The following is a 19,700-nucleotide window of genomic DNA, read 5'->3' as shown; positions in this document are numbered from 1 at the left end:
GGTCCTCTTGGCTAGTTTCCGGGCAGCGGATATTACAGGCCTTGTCACGCTGGTATTCGACAGTGTCACGGCCGGTGAGGCGCCGGGCCTTCGTGCGCCGGCGTCAGTGGATGAAGGCCAGCAGGACGCCGACCGCCATAAACAGCACGCCGAACGTCCGGTTGAGGATCCGCTGCCCGCGGGCATCGTGGGTGAAGCGCTGGAAGGACTTGGCCGCGGCGGCGAAGAAGAACCACATGACGAGGATGTCGATCACGATCACGGTGGCGGACAGGGCCAGGTACTGCGGCAGGAGCGGCTCCTCCGGGCGGATGAACTGCGGCATGAAGGCCAGGAAAAATACGATCGCCTTGGGGTTCAGCAGGTTGACCCAGAGGCCGCGGCGGAACATGGAGAAAGCCGGCTCGTTGCGCAGCGCAGCAGCCTTCTCCTGGTCCAAATCGGGTTTGTGCCGGAACTGCTGGATGCCCAAGTACACCAGGTAGGCGGCGCCGGAATAGCGGATCACGTTGAACGCGACCGGCGAGCTGGCCACCAGCACCCCGACGCCCAGGGCCACAATCACGATGTGCACCACCAGCGCCGCCTGCTGGCCAAGGATGCCCCAGATGGAGCGCCGGAAGCCGGAGTTCAGGGAATTGCTCATGGTGTTGATGGCGCCCGCGCCGGGCGTGAAGCTGATCAGGACGCCGGCGCCCGCCAGGGCCAGCCACAGGGAGGGTTGCACTGATTCAGTGTACGGCCGCGGCCGCGGCCGGCTGTGCTCAAGCACCACCAGGTGACCGAGGCAGTGCGGAAAACCGTTTTATTGTTCAACAACCCTTGCTTAGATTGTTCAACAGTCTGTACAGTTGCGGGAGACAATCGTTGTGACGCCAGTCACCCAACTGTTGGGACCCCCATGGAAACCACCACCGTCAAAGCCGGCCTTAAGCCGGCCGCCCGGCGTTCCGCCCTGCTGGGCGCCATGTTCCTCATGGCCACCAGTGCTATCGGCCCGGGGTTCATCACCCAGACCGCTGCCTTCACCGTCCAGCTCGGCGCCGCCTTCGCCTTCGCGATCCTGGTCTCCATTTTGGTCGACATTGCCGTGCAGGCCAACGTCTGGCGGATCATCGGCGTCTCCGGTCTGCGGGCCCAAGAGCTCGGAAACAAGGTTCTCCCCGGCGTCGGCTGGTTCCTCGCCGCTCTCGTCTTCCTGGGTGGCATCGTCTTCAACATTGGCAATATCGCCGGAACCGGGCTCGGCACCAACGCCATGATGGGGGTGGATCCCAAAATCGGCGGGGCCGTGTCCGCCGTCCTGGCCATCCTGATCTTCCTCAGCAAAAGGGCGGGTGTGGCCCTGGACCGGATCGTGGTGATCCTCGGTGCCCTGATGATCCTGATGACGCTGTACGTGGCAGTGGTTTCCGCCCCGCCGCTTGGTGAGGCCCTCAAGAACACCGTGATGCCCGAGAAGATCGACTTCCTGGTCATCACAACCCTCATTGGTGGAACGATCGGCGGTTACATCACGTACGCGGGTGCCCACCGCATGCTGGACACCGGAGTCACCGGCGTTGAAAACGTCAAACAAATCACGCAGAGCTCGATCGTAGGGATCCTGGTCACCTGCGTCATGCGCATCCTGTTGTTCCTGGCGATCTTCGGTGTCGTCGCCGGCGGTGTGGCCCTGACCGGCAGCAACCTTGCCGCCTCCGCGTTCCAGGCCGCAGCGGGGGATATCGGCATGCGCGTCTTTGGTGTCATCTTGTGGGCAGCTTCCATCACCTCGGTGATCGGCGCGGCGTACACCTCGGTCTCCTTCGTGACGAAGTCCAGCACCAAGGACCGCACCCGGAACCTGATCACTGTCGGCTTCATCACTTTTTGCAGCGTGGCCTACCTGCTGATCGGCCAGGCCCCGCAGCAGCTCCTCATCTTCGCCGGCGCCTTCAACGGCCTCATCCTCCCGGTCGGTTTCGGGGTGCTCCTGTGGGTGGCCTGGCGCCGCCGGGACCTCCTGCACGGCTACGTCTACCCCAAGGGCCTTCTCGTCATTGGCGTTGTGGCCTGGCTGCTGACCCTGTTCCTCGGCTACAGCTCGCTGACCAGCCTGGCCAAGCTGTGGGCCTAGAACCAATGAATCGTCCTGAGGTGACCGTGCCGTCCCCCATCGCCCACCCCGAACACCCGGCAGGCCTGCTCCCGGACGAGGCCCGGGCTATGTTCCGCGCCGGCCTCGTGACGCCCACCTCCGGCTGGAGCAGCGGCTACGCGCAGGCCAACCTGATCATCGTGCCCAAGGCGCAGGCCTTTGACGTTCTGCTGTTCGCGCAGCGCAACCCCAAGCCCTGCCCTGTCCTGGGCGTGCTGGACGCCGGTGCGACCGCGGGTCCGCTGCTGGCCGGAGGCGATATCCGCACCGACGTGCCCAAATACGTGGTGTACCGGGACGGCCTGAAAGTCGACGAACCAACCGACATCACAGACCATTGGCGCGATGACCTCGTGACGTTCATTGTGGGCTGCAGCTTCACCTTCGAATCCGCCCTCCAGGACAACGGCATCCGGGTGGCCCATATCGACCAGGGAGTGAACGTGCCCATGTACCGCACGTCCGTCCGCTGCGAGCCGGCCGGACAAATGGCGGGCCCTCTGGTGGTCTCCATGCGTCCCGTTCCGGCCGCCCAGGTGGCCGACGCCGTCCGCATCACTTCCCGCTATCCGGCCGTGCACGGCGCCCCGGTCCATGTGGGCAACCCCGCCGAGCTGGGTATCGCTGACCTGGACCGGCCGGACTTCGGCGACCCGGTACGCATCCCGGACGGCCATGTGCCGGTCTTCTGGGCGTGCGGGGTGACACCGCAGGCAGCCGTCATGGAGTCAAGGCCGGCACTGGCCATTGGCCATGCCCCGGGACACATGCTGATTACGGACGCGCGGGATACCTCCTACCAGGTCCCCTAGGCGGCCGGGCGCCGAAAGCCCCGGACCAGCAGCAGCGGCCCGCCGGAAACTAGAACTCCGGCGGGCTGCTGAGGTCCGCGGTCAACTTATGAAGCTTCAGTCGCGGGGCTGTAAGCCCGCGGGAGGGCTCCGATATGCGCCAGGAGTTCGTGTTCGGCTGCGTCCAGGTACAGGCGCAGTTCTGCCGCGGCCTCCTCCCGGTGGCCGGCCCGCAGTTGCGCCACCAAGGCGGCGTTGCGTTCCACGTAGTGGCTGTGGAAGTCCGCCGTGGTTGCCATGGCATGGAAGACCAGCCGCATCTGGGCGAGGACCCTGTCCATAAGTTCAGCCAGTGATGCACTCCCGGAGAGCGCCACCAGCGCCTTGTGCAGGTCTTGGTTGGCGTCGGCCATATCCGGCACAGACCCGGCCGCGAGGGCGGCGCGGGCCCGGTCGACGATGGCATCCAGCGCATCCAGGGTCTCTGGCGGGTATTCCCCCCACAGCACCGCCGCCGGCTCGATCAGCCGCCGGACCCGGTAGATCTCGCGGACATCCGCGGCCTGGGGTGCGGACACGAACACGCCGCGATTTGGAATGCGCTGCACCACTGACTCGCCGGCAAGGACGGTAAACGCCTCGCGCAGCGTGTTCCGTGAGACGCCCAGCGCCGCCGAGAGTTTCTGTTCGGAGAGTTTCGTTCCCGGGGCCAGCTGGCCTGCCGAGATACGCGAACGCAGCACGGCGGCCACCCACGATCCGGTATGGGCATGGGTGGCCCGGACCTCGTCGGAGATCCCTTCAAGCGCGGCATTCATCGGCATGGGTTCCAATCTACCGAAGAAGGGCAGCCCGCCCGCGCAGGGTCCGCCGTGGATGGCGGAAACCGTGTGCGCAGACCAGCCGCGGTCCCGCGCTTCCTAGGTGATCGTGGCAAGGATGTCACCGCGCCCGACGGCGGCGCCCGGCTCGTGCGGGCCACGCGCCACCAGGCCACGCCGGTGGGCGGCCACGGTGGTCTCCATCTTCATGGCCTCCACTATTGCCACGGGCTGCCCGGCCTCCACTGAATCGCCGGCCTCGACAAGCCACTTCACGAGGGACCCGGACATCGGCGAGGAAAGTTCAGTGTGGTTCACCGCCCGGTCTGCGGCCGCTGGGCTGGTTCCGTTCCCCCCGCCGCCCATCAGAGCGTCGTAGAGCCTGGCGGGCAGGCCCAGTTGAACAGCCTTGCCGTCCAACTCAACCGTCAGCGTGGTCCGGGCTGCGTCCGGTGCCGAGCGGGCGATCTCCGGCGACGCGGCAAGCGGCCCGGCAAATTCATTCTCGATCCACGTGGTGTGGACGCCCATCCTGTCCTCCGCGGTGAAGTCCGGGTGCCGGACGACGGCCCGGTGGAACGGCAGGACCGTGGGCAGGCCCTGGATCTGTATCTCATCCAAGGCGGCGCGTGCACGGCGCAGGGCCTGCGCCCGGTCCTCGCCGTGGACGATCAGCTTGGCCAGGAGGGAGTCATATTCGCCCGGAACCGTGGATCCGGAACGTACGCCGGAGTCAACCCGGATCCCGGGTCCCGTGGGGGCCTCGAAGACGTCCACCTGGCCCGGGCCCGGCAGGAAGCCCCGCGCGGGGTCTTCGGCGTTGAGCCGGAATTCGAAGGCGTGGCCCCGCGGTTCGGGGTCGGCGGTCAGCGTGAGGACGCCTCCGGCCGCAATCCGGAACTGTTCGCGGACCAGGTCGACTCCCGTGGTCTCCTCGGTCACCGGGTGCTCCACCTGCAGCCGGGTATTGACCTCGAGGAAGGAGATGACGCCGTCCGTCCCGACCAGGTACTCCACCGTCCCGGCACCGTGGTAGCTGGCTTCCCGGCAAATGGCCTTGGCGGATTCGTGAATGAGACTCCGCTGGGCGGGGCTCAGGAACGGTGCGGGTGCCTCCTCCACCAGTTTCTGGTTGCGGCGCTGAAGGGAGCAGTCACGGGTGCCCAGCACGACGACGTTGCCGTGAGTGTCCGCCAGGATCTGGGCTTCAACATGCCGGGGTTGATCGAGGAAGCGTTCGACAAAGCATTCGTCGCGGCCGAAGGCGGCCAGGGATTCCCGAACGGCCGATTCGAACGCGTCCTCGATGTCCTCCAAGCGGCGCGCGACCTTCAGTCCCCGCCCGCCGCCGCCGAACGCGGCCTTGATGGCAACGGGAAGTCCGTATTCCTGCGCAAAGGCGACGACCTCGTCGGCGTTCCGCACCGGTCCGTCACTGCCCGGCACCAGCGGCGCGCCGGCCCTGACGGCGATTTCGCGGGCCGTGACCTTGTTGCCGAGTTCCCTGATGGACTGGGGCGAGGGGCCGATCCAGGTCAGGCCCGCGTCCAGTACCGCCTGCGCGAAGTCTGCGTTCTCGGAGAGGAATCCATATCCGGGGTGGACGGCGTCCGCACCGGCCCGGCGGGCGACGCCGATGAGTTTGGTGATGTCCAGGTAGGTCTCAGCCCCGGAGCGTCCGCCCAGTGCGTGGGCCTCGTCCGCCAGCCGCACGTGCAGGGCATCGGCGTCCGGGTCCGAGTACACGGCCACGGACTGCAACCCCGCGTCGGAGCAGGCGCGGGCGATGCGCACCGCGATTTCGCCGCGGTTGGCGATCAGGACTTTTTTCATGGCTGGGATCCTTCGGGAGCGGTGCCGCTGACGGCTGGTTCAAGGCGGGCAGGTGATTGGCGCGAAGTGGTCTCCGCCGGCTTCAGGGTGGCGTCGTCGACGATGTGGAAGTGGACCCTATGGCCGGGCGGCAACTGCGCGGCCAGGGGCAGATCCTCGGGCACAACAACTGCGATCACCGGATAGCCGCCCGTCACCGGGTGGTCGGCCAGGAACAGCACGGGGTGCCCGCTGGGCGGTATTTGGAGCGATCCCGCCACTGCCCCCTCGCTGGGAAGTTCGCCGGGGCGGCTGCGTTCAAGGGCCGCTGATCCCTCCAGACGGACGCCGATCCTGTTGGATTGTGCCGTGACGAGCCATTCCTGGCTGGACAGGGAACGCACCGCTGCGGCGGAGAACCAGTCATCCCGCGGGCCAAGGGTCACCCGGAGTGCGGCCGGAGCGGAATCGAGCCGGAGCGTCGAGGGTTCCGGCCTGCCCACCGGGTGGTGGGCAGCCACGGCCGCCACGGGCAGGATGTTCCCGGCTGCCAGGGGGGCGGGGCCGATCCCGGACATCGAGTCACTTGACCGGCTCCCCAGCACGGGAGCCACGTCAAAGCCGCCCCGGACGCCGAGGTAGCTGCGGAGCCCCGCGGACGGCGCGCCAAGGGCCAGTGATTCGCCGTCGACCAGGGCGAAGGGGGCGCCCATTGCGGGTCGGTGCCGGACCGCTCCGGACGCGTCGCGGATTTCGAGGGGAACAGTTGCTCCCGCGACGGACAACACCTGATCGCCCCGGGCCAGCACGGTGAGGCCGCCCAGCAGGTTTTCCACTACGGCGGCAGCCGGTTCGTTGCCGACCAGCCGGTTGGCCTGACGGGCCGACTGCTGATCGGCGGCGCCGGCCGCGGAAACGCCGAGATCCCCGAACCCGGGCCGGCCGAGGTCCTGCACCAGGGCCTGCAGGCCCGGGGCCGTGACCACAAGTGCGGAAGCAGGAGACGGGGAAGCTTCGACCGCTGCGGGGACCGCGCTGTCGGCCACGTCGATGATCTCGCGCACCGCCTGGTAGCGAACGTTGTCGCCGGGGCGGACCAGCGCGGGCGACTCGCGGTCGAGGTCCCATAGGACGGCTGCCGTCCGCCCGATCAGCTGCCAACCCCCGGGCGATTGCCGCGGGTAAACCGCGGAGAAAGCTCCGCCCAGCGCCACCGCGCCGGCCGGGACCGCTGTCCGCGGCGACAGCCGGCGCGGAACCTCGAGGCGGTTGTCCTGCCCCACGAGGTACGTGAACCCCGGGGCGAATCCGCCGAATGCGGCGGTCCATACCTGGCCGGTGTGCGTGGCCACCACCCCGTCGGCACCCAACCCGGTCAGCCTGCCGACCTCGGCGAGGTCCTCGCCGTCGTACACGACATCGATGGTGACCTCGTTGCCGGTTTCGCGCTCCAGCCGGCCCAGATCCAACAGTCCGACGGCGGCGTGCGCCAGGACCGCCTGCCGGCGGCTGCTGAACTTCACGAGCAGGGTTGCCGCGGCGGCCACTGTATCCAGTTGACCGGGGAAAGGTTCGGCAATGAGCCGCTGGTGGAGGGCGAGGACCGAGGCCAGGTCGGTCAGTTCCACGAGCCAGGCCCGCGGACCCGCCCAGCGGATGCCGGTGATGCTCATGCGAAGCTCCGGACGGTGACGCCTGCGGCTTCGAGGCCGGAACGTACGGCCGCCGCCATGGCCACTGCCCCGGGGGTGTCTCCGTGCACGCAGATGCTGTCGGCCTTGACGTTCAGGACGGAACCGTCGCGGGCCACAATCGTGCCTTCGCTTGCCAGCCGGACCATATTTGCCGTGATGATCACGGGGTCATGCAACACGGATCCTGCTTCGCGGCGTGAGACCAGCGTGCCGTCAGGATTGTAGGCACGGTCGGCAAATGCCTCGGACAGTACCCGGAGTCCCCGCGCTTCGGCTTTGCCCTGTGCAATGGAATCCGGCAGGAGCAGTATCGGCAGGCCGGGACTGAACGCATGCACGGCGTCGACGACGGCCTGCGCGTGCACCTCGTGGTGGACGATGGTGTTGTACAGGGCGCCATGGGGCTTCACGTACTTGATCTCGGAACCGGCGGCGCGGGCCAGTGCCTGGAGTGCGCCGAGCTGGTACAGGACGTCATCGGCCAGTTCCGTGGCGGAACAGTCGACAAAGCGGCGGCCAAAGCCGGCCAGGTCCCGGTAACCGACGTGCGCTCCGATGCTGACCCCTGCAGCCACGGCGTCGCGGCAGGTCCGTGCAATGGTGCTGGGATCACCGGCGTGGAAGCCGCACGCGACGTTCGCGCTGGATACGTGGCGGAAGACGGCCGCGTCGTCACCCATGGTCCAGCTGCCAAAGGACTCGCCGACGTCGCTGTTCAAATCGATTATGGGCATGTGATCTCCGCCTCAAGTTGCATGATTTCCATCATGCCCCAAAACCTTCGATTGTTCAACAATTATTGGGTGTGGAGTGTGACTTCTGCCGCGTCCGAGGAAGGTTGCGCGATGCCGGGTCGCTACTATTGCGACTGTGAATCTGCGCCGTGCGTTAGCCCTCCTGTTGTTCCTGCTGGTTCTGGCGTTCACGGCGGTTCCAGGTGCATCGGCGCAGGCCAGCGGCCCGGTCCAGGGTTCAGGTCCGGACTCGGGCGCTGCCGGGGCAGCGGACCGCGGGCCGTCAGCGGAGGCGGGAACAGGGCCGCTGTGGGGGGTCAAGCTTGACTGGTCGGCGGACTCGGCCGCCCAGTATGCGCGGCGCGTGGGGAAACCGGCGGCTCTCTACGCCCATGAATTGTCGATGCCCGTTCGGGAGGACGAGAAGAGATTCATCCCGCAGTTTCTGGAACAGGCGGGGTCCGCAGGCGCTGACGCGTTGATCACCGTCAATCCGCGAGTTCCCCTGGCGCAGGTCGACAAGGAGACCTCAGCTGAGCTGGCGCAGGAAATCAAGGTGATGGCCGGGGGGTTCAAGGGCCAGCTTTACATCCGCTTCGCCCCCGACATGAATGCGGGCTGGACGGCCTGGGGCCAAAAGCCGGTCGAGTACATCGCGGCGTTTCGTGCTGTGACAGTCGCCATGCGCGGAACCCTGGGGGACCCAGTGATGGTCTGGTCGCCGTACCAGGGAAGGGACTACCCGTTCGTCCAGGCACCGGACGTTGCGCAGCCCGGCAGCCCGGGCTTTGGCGCCTTGGACACGAATTCCGACGGCGTCTGGAACCTTGAGGACGCGGCCTACGCGCCCTACTACCCGGGGGATGATGCGGTGGACTGGGTCGGGTTGTCCGTGTTCCATGACGACTCAGCCGGCGGGCCGCCGGTCAACACTCTCCCTGCTGCGGACGGTCTTACCCGCATGCTGGGACCTGCGCAGCCGGTGCAGGCCGCGGTGGACTCGAACTTTTACGACAGCTATGCCGTGGCGAAGGGTAAGCCTCTGCTGCTGGAAACGGGGGCTTTCTACAGCCCGGCAAGCGGTGGACCCGCGGAAGAAGACATTAAAAGTGCATGGCTGAGCCAGGTACTTTCTTCCCCGGCCTCCGGCTATAACCACATCCGGGCGGTGCTGTGGAACGAAACTGTTGAACTGCGCGCATCCGGTGAGGTGGCCATCGACTGGCGCCTGACGGCGGACCCGGTCACCACCTCGGCGCTGGCCAACGGGCTGGGGGAGGCCCGCTTCCTGATGGGCGCCGCGGCAACGGGCGAGGGCGGAGACGCTGCCAGCAGTTCACCGGGGGGCAGGGTAGTTTCCGGTGGCTGGGCGTGGCTGGCTGCGGCGGCCGGTTTGATGCTTGCCGCCGTGTTGTGGATGCTGCCCTTCCGCTGGCCGGCAGCACGGTCGTGGGCCTACCAGGAAGAGAATGTCAGGGACCGGCGCGTGGACATGCTGCGCGGCATGGCGATCCTGTTTGTGGTGGTGAACCACGTGGGCCTCACCTCGTTGTTTCAGCTGCTGACCCAGGAAACGATTGGGGCGGTGTCCGGCGCCGAATTCTTTGTCCTGCTCTCCGGAGCGGTGCTGGGCATGGTCTACGGGCCAAGGACCAGGGACAACCTCGGGGAAGTGGTGGACAAAACAACCGGCCGGTCCTGGAAGCTCTACCTAACGGCCCTGACCGTCGTGATGACGGTCTTCGTCATCAGCCTCATCCCGCTGATCCAGAGCACGGTACTTACCGCCTTCACTGACCAAGGGACCGGTGCCGTGGGCTCCGCGGCGGCCGGCCGCAGCTATGACATGTATTCGGAGGTGGACGGGCTGCTGCAGTTCCCGGTCCCGGCCTGGCTGATCCCGAAAATCCTGCTGCTCCAATTCGGCCCGTGGCAGTTCAACATCATGGGCCTGTACGTTGTGCTCCTGCTCCTCAGCCCCCTGATCCTGTGGGCCCTGTCCCGCAAGCTGGCATGGCTGATCCTGCTGGTGAGCGCAGCCCTCTACACGGTGGGGGCGCTGTCCCGGATCCGTGTCCTGCCCTCCCAGTTCGAAGATTCCTTTCCCTTGCTGGTCTGGCAGGTCCTCTTTGTCGTTGGCCTGACGGCCGGCTACTACCGCAGGCCCCTCGTGGAGTGGTTTTCCCGCCACCAGGGTGTGCTGGCCTTCTGCGTTGCGCTGACAGTCCTTTTTGCACTGTTTGCCTGGTCCAACCCCTACCTGTCCAACGCCTACGATGTCCGGCTCTCCCTGCTGCCGGATGCCCTACATCAGACGCTCTACAGCGGCTATTTCGGCCGGACGTATCTTGGCGCCGGACGGCTGCTCAATGTCCTGCTGGTGGTCATCACCGCCTACACCCTGCTGACCGCCTACTGGAAGCTGCTGGAGCGGGCCCTGGGCTGGTTCCTGATCCCGTTGGGGCAGGCCACCTTGTACGTCTTCATCATCCACGTGTTCCTGATCCTGGCCCTGGCCAATATCCCTGCGCTGCAGCTGGGCAACATCTGGCTGAACACGGGTGCCTACGTGCTGGTGCTGGCCCTGGTGTGGACGATGGTCAAGACGAAGTTCCTGTTCCGGATCATCCCCCGCTGACCGAAGCCCGGGAGCGCCTCACGCCCGGGCGATCACCTCGCCGTTGGGGATCAGGAACCAGCCGTCGTCCGTGGATCCCCAGCGGTGCCAGCCGGCCGAAATCCGGGCCAGGTCGGCAGCGTTGGCGAAGCCGTACTCGAGCGCCTGGTCCGCGAAGGCCGAGTGCAGCACGCGCTCGCCCCACACCCGGGCCTGCCAGCGGCGCTGCTGGCTGGTGGCGTAAAGCCAGTTGCTGCTGGAGGGTGCGACATCGGTGAACCCGGCGGACTGGGCCCAGGAGACCAGGCGGCGGCCGGCGTCGGGTTCGGCCCCGTTGCGTCGGGCGATCCGCTGGTACAGCTCCATCCATTCATCCAGTTCGGGGACGGCCGGGTACCAGCTCATGCCGTGGAAATCGGCGTCGCGCACGGCCACGATGCCGCCGGGCTTGGCGACGCGGCGCATTTCCCGCAGCGCAGCTACCGGGTCCGTGAGGTGCTGCAGCACCTGGTGGGCGTGGACGACGTCGAACGTTTCGTCCTCGAAGTCGAGGTCGTAGATGTTTCCGGCGACAAACTCGACGTTCTGCACGCCGCGCTCGGCTGCCAGGGCCGTCGCGTGGCTGATCACGTCGGGCGAGCGATCCAGTCCGGTGACCTTCCCGGGGAAGACGAGCGCGGCGAAATCGCACGTAATGCTGCCCGGTCCGCAGCCGACGTCGAGCACCGAAACCCCGCGGGTGAGGTGCGGAATCACAAACGCCGCGGAGTTCTCCGCGGTCCGGGAGGCGTGGGCGCGGACCACCGACTCGTGGTGGCCGTGGCTGTACACATCGTCAGGCTGCTGCGCACTCATAAGGAAACGCTACCGCTGAGGTCAAGGGCTGGACTGTAATGGAGTGCGCAAGTGTTATCTGGAGCAGGACTTGCGGTCCGGGCGTAAACTGATGTTATAGTCCTCCGCGTCGAGCACCCGCTCCTGGGAGCGCGTGTGGCCGTGGATCCGTTTCAGGTTTACTGGAACAGGAATAAGGGACATCAGATGTCGACCAGTCCGTCTTCACTTCCAGAACGTAGCCTGGGCGGGCCTCCGCCGTCGCGTCCCAGCCTAATATCCTTCAGCACAGTTGAAGCTTCCAGTGGCAAGAAGATGCCAGACATCCGACGGCAGGCCATAGCCGCTACTGAGGCTTTGATGGCACTGTCCGATCCGGAGAGTGCGCGGGAACGGGAACAACTCAGGGCATACGTGGAAGCGCATCCCGGGCAACCGGAAGTCGCGCTGGCCAAACACTTATTGGCCCTCAGGCCCTATATCGCTAACCCCAAGCCATCCACTCCCACGGAGACGTCCGCTGCGAGCATCATGCGCCGGACATAGGAAAGCCCCTCAGCAGAGGGGCTTTCCCGGATGAACTGGTGGGTTGGTCGTGTTGGTCAGCGGTGATGTGCGCCCCCTTCCCGGACAATTTGTCCGCCTGCCTGCATTCGATACCGAAGACTTTAATAGGTGATCCGCGGATCGTCCAGCCGCAATGCGGCGTGTCCTGCCCAAGTCATCGTTCCGCAAGGCGGCCGTCAAACGCCGGGCGCAAAAGTCACCTACTGCTGCGGTGCCGTTGCGGGCGGTGCCGTCTGCTGCGCCGCCTCCTGACCGGCCGTGACCGTGGCATCGATCATCGAGGTCATGAACCGGGTGGCGATCTCCAGTTCCTCCGGCGTGAATTCGGCCATCGCGGCAGCCATGTGGCGGGCTAGCGGCTGGAACATGGCACCTCCGTCGCGGTAGGCCTTGGGGGTCATCCGGAGCTGGACCTGACGGCGGTCCGTGCCCTGCCGTTCGCGGACCACGTGGCCGGAGTTGTGCAGCCGGTCGATCAGCGCCGTGGTGGCGGGCGAGCTCAGGTGGAGTTCCTTGCGGAGTACGCCGGGCGTGACGATCTGGTTCCTCGCGGTGTGCTGCATGATCACGGCCAGGGCATTGAGGTCTGTCCGGTGCATGTCATTGCGGCCGCCGGCGGAATCCACATAGCGGTTGGCCTCCAGGCTGAACTCCTGCAACAGCCGGACCAGCGGCGGCGGCCCGGAAGATTCCGGGCGGCCCGAGGGATCAATTGTCACGGTGCACCGTCCTCTCTCCTGTCGCCGGTGTGGCCTGCTCCGCAGTTGGCGCCCTCCGGAGTTTACTTCAGCACCACCCGGGGCGGGTGCCGGGAGGTCCCGCGATATTCCGAAGATTTCACCCTTACGGGGTTATCTCCATTGTGGAGATAGTCTATTATGGACTCAATTCTACTCCGTCGAGGCAAGCACCAGAAGGAACCATGAACAAGACCCCACACGGCAGTGCACGCGTCCCCTTCTGGCTGCGCTGGCTGGTGCCGGTCCTGCTGGTCATTACCTGGCTGGCCATCGCCGGCATCGGCGGACCCACCTTCGGCCGGCTGGACGAGGTCTCCTCGAACGACCAGGCGTCCTTCCTGCCGGCTGGGGCCGAGGCCACGGCGGTCCAGGACTGGCAGGCAAAGTTCCGGGACACCAACGAGATCCCCGCCGTCATTGTCATTGAGAGCGGATCCGCCTTCACCCCGGCCCAACTCGGTGAGGTGGCAGCCCTCAAGGGCGAACTGGCGGCCGTGGCCGGTGGCAGCACCGTCATTGGCCCCATTCCGTCCGAGGATGGCAAGGCCGTGCAGTTTGTGGTCCCAATCGATTCGGCCGGGGAAGTGAAGGAAATCGTCAAGGAACTCCGCGATGAGGTCCAGGCCTCCGCCCCGGAGGGCATGCAGACCTTCGTGACCGGTCCGGCCGGACTGACGGCGGACCTTGTCAGCGCCTTTGCCGGCATTGACGGCATCCTGCTGCTCGCGGCTCTCGGCGCGGTGTTCGTGATCCTGCTGATTGTCTACCGCTCGCTGCTGCTGCCGATTGTCGTGCTCTTCACCTCGGTCTTCGCCCTCTGCGCCGCCATCCTGCTGGTCTTCGGCATGGCCCAGCTCGGCTGGATCCAGCTCAACGGCCAGAGCCAGGGCATCCTGTCCATCTTGGTGATCGGTGCCGCCACGGACTACGCGCTGCTCTATGTGTCCCGGTTCCGCGAGGCGCTGACGCACACGACCAACCGCACAGCCGCCGCGCTGACGGCGTGGAAAAATTCGTGGGAGCCCATCATGGCCTCCGGTGCCACGGTCATCATCGCGCTCCTCTGCCTGCTGTTCTCCGATCTCAACTCCAACAAGGCCCTCGGTCCGGTGGCGGCCGCCGGCATCCTCTGCTCGCTCTTCGCCGCGCTCACCCTGCTGCCGGCGCTGCTGGCACTGCTGGGCCGTGCCGCGTTCTGGCCGTTCGTCCCCAAGCTGCTTCCGGAGACCGAGCGCGAGCCCGCGATCGTCACCGGCCTTGAGGGGCAGAAGGGCGTGTGGCGCGCCACCGGTTCCCTCGTCTCCCGCCGGCCCCGGACCGTCTGGATCGCCTCCGTGCTGCTGCTCCTGGTGGCCTCCGCCGGTGTCCTGCAGCTCAAGGCCAACGGGGTCCCGCAGACCGAGGTCATCCTCACCGCCTCCAATGCTGTCGATGGCCAGGATGCCCTGGCCCGGCACTTCGACGCCGGCTCCGGCAGCCCTGTTGTGATCGTCGCCGACGAGGCGAAGGCGCAGGAAGTGCTGGAACAGACGAAGGCAACCGACGGCGTCGGTGACGCCTACCTGCTGGCCGACGGCGGCGCGCCGATCGTCACCGGCGCACCAGCTGCTCCCGGCGCTCCGGCGGCCCCCACAGCTCCCGCAGTGCGGGACGGCAGGGTCCTGATCAACGCGACGCTGAACTTCGCCGCGGACTCCAATGAGGCCGAAAACGTCGTGGTGGTCCTGCGCCAGGAACTCAAGAAGGTCGACGACGGCGCACTGGTCGGCGGAGTGACCGCGACGGCCCTGGACACGAACACCACCGCCCAGCGCGACCTCGTCACCATCATCCCGGTGGTCCTCGCGGTCATCCTCGTGATCCTGATGCTGCTGCTGCGCTCCGTGCTGGCGCCGGTCCTGCTGGTCGCCTCGGTGGTCCTGTCCTACGGCGCCGCGCTGGGGGTCTCCGCCTTCGTGTTCAACAACGTCTTCGGGTTCCCGGGCGCCGATGCCACCGTTCCGCTCTTCGGGTTCGTTTTCCTGGTCGCCCTGGGCGTGGACTACAACATCTTCCTGATGAGCCGGGTCCGGGAGGAATCCTTGAAGCACGGCACCCGGCCCGGCATCCTGCGAGGGCTGGGCGTTACCGGAGGGGTGATCACCTCCGCCGGTGTGGTGCTCGCGGCCACCTTCGCGGCCCTGGGCGTCATCCCCATTATGTTCCTGGTGCAGCTGGCCTTCATCGTGGCCTTCGGGGTGCTGCTGGACACGGTTCTGGTCCGCTCGCTGCTGGTCCCGGCGCTGGCCTACGACATCGGTCCTCGGATCTGGTGGCCGAGCAAGCTGGGGCGCCCGGAGACCGATGCCGCCGCGCGTGCCCTGCCGTCCCCGGAGCCGGAGCAGGAGACTGCGGGGGCTGGACTCCGCTAACCGGCACCCGCGACCGCAGCCGCCGTCACTGTTCCTGGTCCCTCCACCAGGCAACCGTGGCGGCGGCTGCTTCTTTGACCGGGGTGGATCGCAGCCCCAGTGCAGCCTCGCTGGCGCGCGAGTCCATCACGAAGGGGTGCTCGAACTGGTACAGGGTTTCGGCGAGTTCCCGGGCCCCGGGGGAGAAGGCCGCCATCGTCCGCAGCACCCAGCCGGGCACCGCGGCCACCCGCGGTGTCCGGACACCGGCGGCGGCGGCGAACTCCTCGGCTATTTTCCGCTGGCTCAGCGCAGGACCGGTCGGCGCATGCCACACCCGGTTCCAGAGCGCCGGATCCTGCGCGGCCCTGATCATGGCGGCGGCCAGATCCGGCACATACGTGAACGAATGCGGCAGCCCGGCGTTGCCGATCACCAGCAGGGATTTGCCTCCGATGACCGGCTTCAGCATGCGCTCGCCGGCATGCGCACCGCGGACCCTGGGACCGAAGAAATCGCTCGCCACCACACTCGCGGTGTCCGTTGCGGACGCCGCGCGGGCTTTCAGCAGTTCGGTGCGGATGCCCCGCTTGCCGCCGCGGGCCTCCCGCGGGCCCTCCTCGGTCATCGGGTGGTCCGGCTCGCTGTAGGAGTACAGGCTTTCCGGAAAGACGACGACCGCGCCAGCCCCACCCGCCGCGGCAAGGACCGTCTCCTCGGCGTTGGGGAGCTCCTGCGCCCAGGTCCTGGCGCTGTACTGCGAGCCGTGGATGCAGTGGAATACCGCTTTAGCCCCGCGGAACAGCCCGCAGAGCTGCGTCGGGTCGGACACATCCACGGCCTTCTTCTCGACGCGCGGATGGTCGGGGCCGCTGCCGGACCGGGTGAGCACCCGCACCCGGTGGCCGGCCGTGGCGAGCTGTTCGGCCACGGTCCAGCCCACCGGGCCGGCGCCGGTGACGACGTACAAGGCCGGGGTCTGGGCCGCGGGGGATTCGGGTTGGGACATGGTCTGCTCACTTTCGCTTTGCTTAATCGGCTTCGGAACCGGCTTCGGCTTCGCCTGGTAAGGCTGGGTCTGCCCGGCCGGGCAGCCCAATTTTGAGAGCAGTGCTCTCTGAAATCAGGATGCGGCCAGCCGTGGTGAAAGTCAAGAGCAGTGCTCACATTTGTTGACAGTGCTCTGCTTTGTGGAATGCTGGAACCATGCCGCAGACCGCCAATGACCCCTCCGTCAAGCCGTCCACGCCCCGTGAGCGTGCCCGTGCCCNCGGGGCTGCGGCATTGTCCCTACGCGCAGTGGCCCGGGACCTTGGTGTCGTTTCCTCGGCGGTCTACCGCTATGTGCAGAACCGCGATGAGCTGCTGACGCTGCTGCTCGTCGACGCCTACACCGAACTCGGCGACGAAGTGGACGCCGCCGTGGCCGCCCTGCCCGAGGCCGACTATGCCGGACGGTTCAGCGCCCTGGGTTCCGCAGTGCGGCGCTGGGCGCTGCGTGAACCGGCCCGCTACGGCCTCCTGTTCGGGAGCCCCGTGCCCGGATACCGGGCGCCGGCCGACCGGACCACGGGGCCGGGCACGCGTGTCATCCAGGCCCTGATGTCGCTTCTCGACGGCGCCTACCGCGCCGGGCGGCTGGCCGCGCCCGGCGGGCAGGCCGCCGTCGCGCCGCCACTCACCGCTGACCTGGGGCGCATCCGCGGCGAAATGGGGCTGGCTGTGCCGGACGCGCTGCTGGCGCGTGGCGCGCTCGTCTGGACCTCCCTGTTCGGCGCCGTCAGCTTTGAAGTTTTCGGCCAGTACGGCGCGGACACTTTCACCGCCCCGGATGAACTGTTCGCCCACCATCTGGCCGTGCTGGCGGATCTGGCGGGTCTGGGCCCCGCCGCGCCCCGGACCGGCGGGCTTACCGCGGTTCATCCGGAGTAGCCGCCGGGCCGGGCTTCCCGCCCCCCTGTTGCCTTCCTGTGCCGCTCGATAGACTGCCCCTGCGCCTGCCTGGGCGCGCCGAGGCTTCCAGGAAGGATCCAACCATGTCCGAAAACAACGAGTTTGATCGAGCGGCAGCGGAATCTGACGACCAGGCCGCTGAGGGCCAGTACGTCGAGGGGGACTACGGGGCGGCCGGCACCGCCGGGGAGAACCCGCCCGAGGCCGAAGAAGGCGAGTACCCCACCGGTGATTACGGAGCGGCCGGCGGCAGTGGCACCACCGCCGTCGGCGCAGAGGAGGGCGACTACCCGGAGGGCGACTATGGCGCGGCAGGTGCCGGCACGACGCCCCCCGCCGCCGTGGAGGGCGAGTATGACGAAGGCGACTACGGAGCCGCCGGCGACGCGGGCTCCCGGCGCCACGGAGGGGCCGAAACCGCAGGGAAAGGCGAAACGGCGCGCACGAGGGACGACTCCGCCGGCGAGGCGGACCGCCGGGACCGTTAGGCGGCAGACTTCGCGCACAGCGAAACAGGCGGCGGCCCGCGCGGCCGCCGCCTGAAGAATGCCGGAATTCCGGGGAAGAGGGCCGTCCGAACGCCCTGCTGCACCGCTTCGAAATCCAAAGTTGAGCGCAAGGCGCTCAACTTTGAATTGACTTTGAAGTGCGCCTGAGTAAAGTTGAGTGCAGATCGCTCAACGGTCGGATCTTCGGGGTCCGCAGCCATCTCAGCAAGTTTCCACGGAAAGAAGGAAGCAACACATGTCACGTGCAGTAGGTATCGACCTCGGAACAACCAACTCCGTCGTCTCCGTTCTCGAAGGTGGCGAGCCCACCGTCATTGCCAACGCCGAGGGTGGCCGCACCACGCCGTCGGTTGTTGCATTCTCCAAGTCCGGCGAAGTGCTGGTTGGCGAAATCGCCAAGCGCCAGGCCGTCAACAACATTGACCGCACCATTGCTTCCGTCAAGCGCCACATGGGCACCGACTGGAGCGTCGCCGTTGACGACAAGAAGTACACGGCGCAGGAAATCTCCGCGCGTATCCTCATGAAGCTCAAGAACGACGCCGAGTCCTACCTCGGTGAAAAGGTCACGGACGCCGTGATCACCGTTCCGGCGTACTTCAACGACGCCGAGCGCCAGGCCACCAAGGAAGCCGGCGAAATCGCGGGCCTCAAGGTCCTGCGCATCGTCAACGAGCCCACCGCGGCCGCACTGGCCTACGGCCTGGACAAGGGCAAGGAAGACGAACTCATCCTCGTCTTCGACCTCGGCGGCGGAACCTTCGACGTCTCCCTCCTCGAGGTGGGCAAGGACGAAGACAACTTCTCCACCATCCAGGTCCGCTCGACCGCAGGTGACAACCGCCTCGGCGGCGACGACTGGGACCAGCGCGTCGTTGACTACCTGCTGAACCAACTCAAGGTCAAGGGCATCGACCTGTCCAAGGACAAGATCGCCCTGCAGCGCCTGCGTGAGGCCGCGGAGCAGGCCAAGAAGGAACTCTCCTCCTCCACCAGCACTAACGTCTCCCTCCAGTACCTCTCCGTCACCCCCGACGGCCCGGTGCACCTGGACGAGCAGCTGACCCGCGCCAAGTTCCAGGACCTCACCAAGGACCTGCTGGAGCGCACCAAGAAGCCGTTCCACGACGTCATCAAGGAAGCCGGCATCCAGCTTTCCCAGATCGACCACATTGTGCTCGTCGGCGGCTCCACTCGTATGCCCGCCGTCTACGACCTGGTCAAGGAACTCGCCGGCGGCAAGGAACCGAACAAGGGCGTGAACCCGGATGAGGTCGTCGCCGTCGGCGCTGCCCTGCAGGCCGGTGTCCTGAAGGGCGAGCGCAAGGACGTTCTCCTGATCGACGTCACCCCGCTCTCCCTCGGCATCGAAACCAAGGGCGGCATCATGACGCACCTGATCGAGCGCAACACGGCCATCCCGACCAAGCGCTCCGAGACGTTCACCACGGCGGATGACAACCAGCCGTCCGTGGCCATCCAGGTCTTCCAGGGCGAGCGCGAGTTCACCCGCGACAACAAGCCGCTGGGCACCTTCGAGCTGACCGGGATCGCTCCGGCTCCGCGCGGCGTCCCGCAGGTCGAGGTCACCTTCGACATCGACGCCAACGGCATCGTGCACGTCTCCGCGAAGGACAAGGGCACCGGCAAGGAACAGTCCATGACCATCACGGGCGGTTCCAGCCTCTCCAAGGAAGACATCGACCGCATGGTCAAGGACGCCGAGGAGCACGCAGCAGAGGACAAGGCCCGCCGCGAGGCAGCCGACACCCGCAACACTGCCGAGCAGCTCGCCTACTCCGTGGACAAGCTGATCGCCGACAACGCTGACAAGCTGCCGGAGGAGGTCAAGACCGAGGTCCAGGCCGACGTCGACGCCCTGAAGGCCGCCCTCGAGGGCACCGATGACGCAGCCGTGAAGACCGCGTTTGAGAAGCTCCAGGCTTCCCAGACCAAGCTCGGCGAGGCCATCTACGCCCAGGCGGGTTCCCCGGACGGCGCCACCGGCGCCCAAGGCGCCCCCGCCGGTGAGCAGGCAGCCGGCTCCGACGAGGACATCGTCGACGCTGAGATCGTTGACGAAGACGAGAAGAAGTAA

The 19,700-nt window shown here is 67.0% G+C and carries 15 protein-coding genes; 7 read left to right on the top strand and 8 right to left on the bottom strand.

What is annotated here, in order from left to right; translation table 11 throughout:
• Positions 1–103: 103 nt before the first annotated feature.
• Positions 104–727 carry a LysE family transporter gene (locus AC50YC_RS16630; RefSeq protein ID WP_494954407.1) on the bottom strand — a complete coding sequence of 208 codons (624 nt, stop codon included), beginning with the start codon at positions 725–727 and terminating at the stop codon, positions 104–106.
• Between the two features lie 174 nt (positions 728–901).
• Between AC50YC_RS16630 and AC50YC_RS16625 the strand changes: the two genes are divergently transcribed.
• Positions 902–2,119, top strand: a complete 1,218-nt coding sequence (locus AC50YC_RS16625) for an NRAMP family divalent metal transporter (protein ID WP_494954406.1) — start codon at positions 902–904, stop codon at positions 2,117–2,119.
• Positions 2,120–2,124: 5 nt separating this feature from the next.
• A complete protein-coding gene (locus AC50YC_RS16620; protein ID WP_494954405.1) occupies positions 2,125–2,952 on the top strand; it encodes a putative hydro-lyase in 828 nt (275 codons plus the stop codon).
• Between the two features lie 86 nt (positions 2,953–3,038).
• Here the strand turns inward: AC50YC_RS16620 and AC50YC_RS16615 are convergent, their stop codons facing one another.
• From AC50YC_RS16615 to AC50YC_RS16600, 4 genes are all read right to left on the bottom strand, one after another.
• Positions 3,039–3,755 (bottom strand): GntR family transcriptional regulator, encoded by a 717-nt coding sequence (locus AC50YC_RS16615; RefSeq protein ID WP_494954404.1) that lies wholly within the window; start codon positions 3,753–3,755, stop codon positions 3,039–3,041.
• A gap of 96 nt (positions 3,756–3,851) precedes the next feature.
• Positions 3,852–5,585: an acetyl/propionyl/methylcrotonyl-CoA carboxylase subunit alpha gene (locus tag AC50YC_RS16610; protein ID WP_494954403.1), complete on the bottom strand. Its 1,734-nt coding sequence runs from the start codon at positions 5,583–5,585 to the stop codon at positions 3,852–3,854.
• Positions 5,582–7,237, bottom strand: coding sequence for a 5-oxoprolinase subunit B/C family protein (locus AC50YC_RS16605; RefSeq protein WP_494954402.1), 1,656 nt, complete (start codon positions 7,235–7,237; stop codon positions 5,582–5,584). The genes AC50YC_RS16610 and AC50YC_RS16605 overlap by 4 nt, the downstream gene beginning before the upstream one ends.
• Entirely contained in the window at positions 7,234–7,992 is a 759-nt protein-coding gene (locus AC50YC_RS16600) for a LamB/YcsF family protein (protein WP_494954401.1), read from the bottom strand. Before AC50YC_RS16600 ends, AC50YC_RS16605 begins: the two co-directional genes overlap by 4 nt.
• A gap of 136 nt (positions 7,993–8,128) precedes the next feature.
• Between AC50YC_RS16600 and opgC the strand changes: the two genes are divergently transcribed.
• Positions 8,129–10,630 carry an OpgC domain-containing protein gene (opgC, locus tag AC50YC_RS16595; protein WP_494954400.1) on the top strand — a complete coding sequence of 834 codons (2,502 nt, stop codon included), beginning with the start codon at positions 8,129–8,131 and terminating at the stop codon, positions 10,628–10,630.
• A gap of 18 nt (positions 10,631–10,648) precedes the next feature.
• Here the strand turns inward: opgC and AC50YC_RS16590 are convergent, their stop codons facing one another.
• Positions 10,649–11,464 carry a class I SAM-dependent methyltransferase gene (locus tag AC50YC_RS16590; protein ID WP_494954399.1) on the bottom strand — a complete coding sequence of 272 codons (816 nt, stop codon included), beginning with the start codon at positions 11,462–11,464 and terminating at the stop codon, positions 10,649–10,651.
• Positions 11,465–12,210: 746 nt separating this feature from the next.
• Positions 12,211–12,729 (bottom strand): MarR family winged helix-turn-helix transcriptional regulator, encoded by a 519-nt coding sequence (locus AC50YC_RS16585; RefSeq protein WP_494954398.1) that lies wholly within the window; start codon positions 12,727–12,729, stop codon positions 12,211–12,213.
• 203 nt (positions 12,730–12,932) lie between these two features.
• Here AC50YC_RS16585 and AC50YC_RS16580 point away from each other — a divergent pair, with 203 nt between their 5' ends.
• The gene (locus AC50YC_RS16580; protein ID WP_494954397.1) at positions 12,933–15,161 is read left to right on the top strand and encodes an MMPL family transporter; all 2,229 of its coding nucleotides are present in this window, start codon (positions 12,933–12,935) and stop codon (positions 15,159–15,161) included.
• A 25-nt stretch (positions 15,162–15,186) separates the two neighbouring features.
• Here AC50YC_RS16580 and AC50YC_RS16575 read toward each other — a convergent pair whose 3' ends face one another.
• Positions 15,187–16,149, bottom strand: a complete 963-nt coding sequence (locus tag AC50YC_RS16575; RefSeq protein WP_494954396.1) for an NAD-dependent epimerase/dehydratase family protein — start codon at positions 16,147–16,149, stop codon at positions 15,187–15,189.
• Between the two features lie 197 nt (positions 16,150–16,346).
• On the opposite strand from AC50YC_RS16575, the gene AC50YC_RS16570 reads away from it, so the two are divergent.
• The 3 genes from AC50YC_RS16570 to dnaK all read left to right on the top strand — a co-directional run bounded on the left by AC50YC_RS16570 (position 16,347) and on the right by dnaK (position 19,700).
• Positions 16,347–17,072 carry a TetR/AcrR family transcriptional regulator gene (locus AC50YC_RS16570; RefSeq protein ID WP_494954395.1) on the top strand — a complete coding sequence of 242 codons (726 nt, stop codon included), beginning with the start codon at positions 16,347–16,349 and terminating at the stop codon, positions 17,070–17,072.
• Between the two features lie 104 nt (positions 17,073–17,176).
• Positions 17,177–17,581: a hypothetical protein gene (locus AC50YC_RS16565; protein WP_494954394.1), complete on the top strand. Its 405-nt coding sequence runs from the start codon at positions 17,177–17,179 to the stop codon at positions 17,579–17,581.
• A 256-nt stretch (positions 17,582–17,837) separates the two neighbouring features.
• The gene (gene dnaK / locus AC50YC_RS16560; protein WP_354173607.1) at positions 17,838–19,700 is read left to right on the top strand and encodes a molecular chaperone DnaK; all 1,863 of its coding nucleotides are present in this window, start codon (positions 17,838–17,840) and stop codon (positions 19,698–19,700) included.

This window comes from Pseudarthrobacter sp. MDT1-56 (assembly GCF_059383555.1).
The sequence above is the reverse complement of the archived record's forward strand: the minus strand, read 5'-3'. Positions and strand labels throughout refer to the sequence as shown.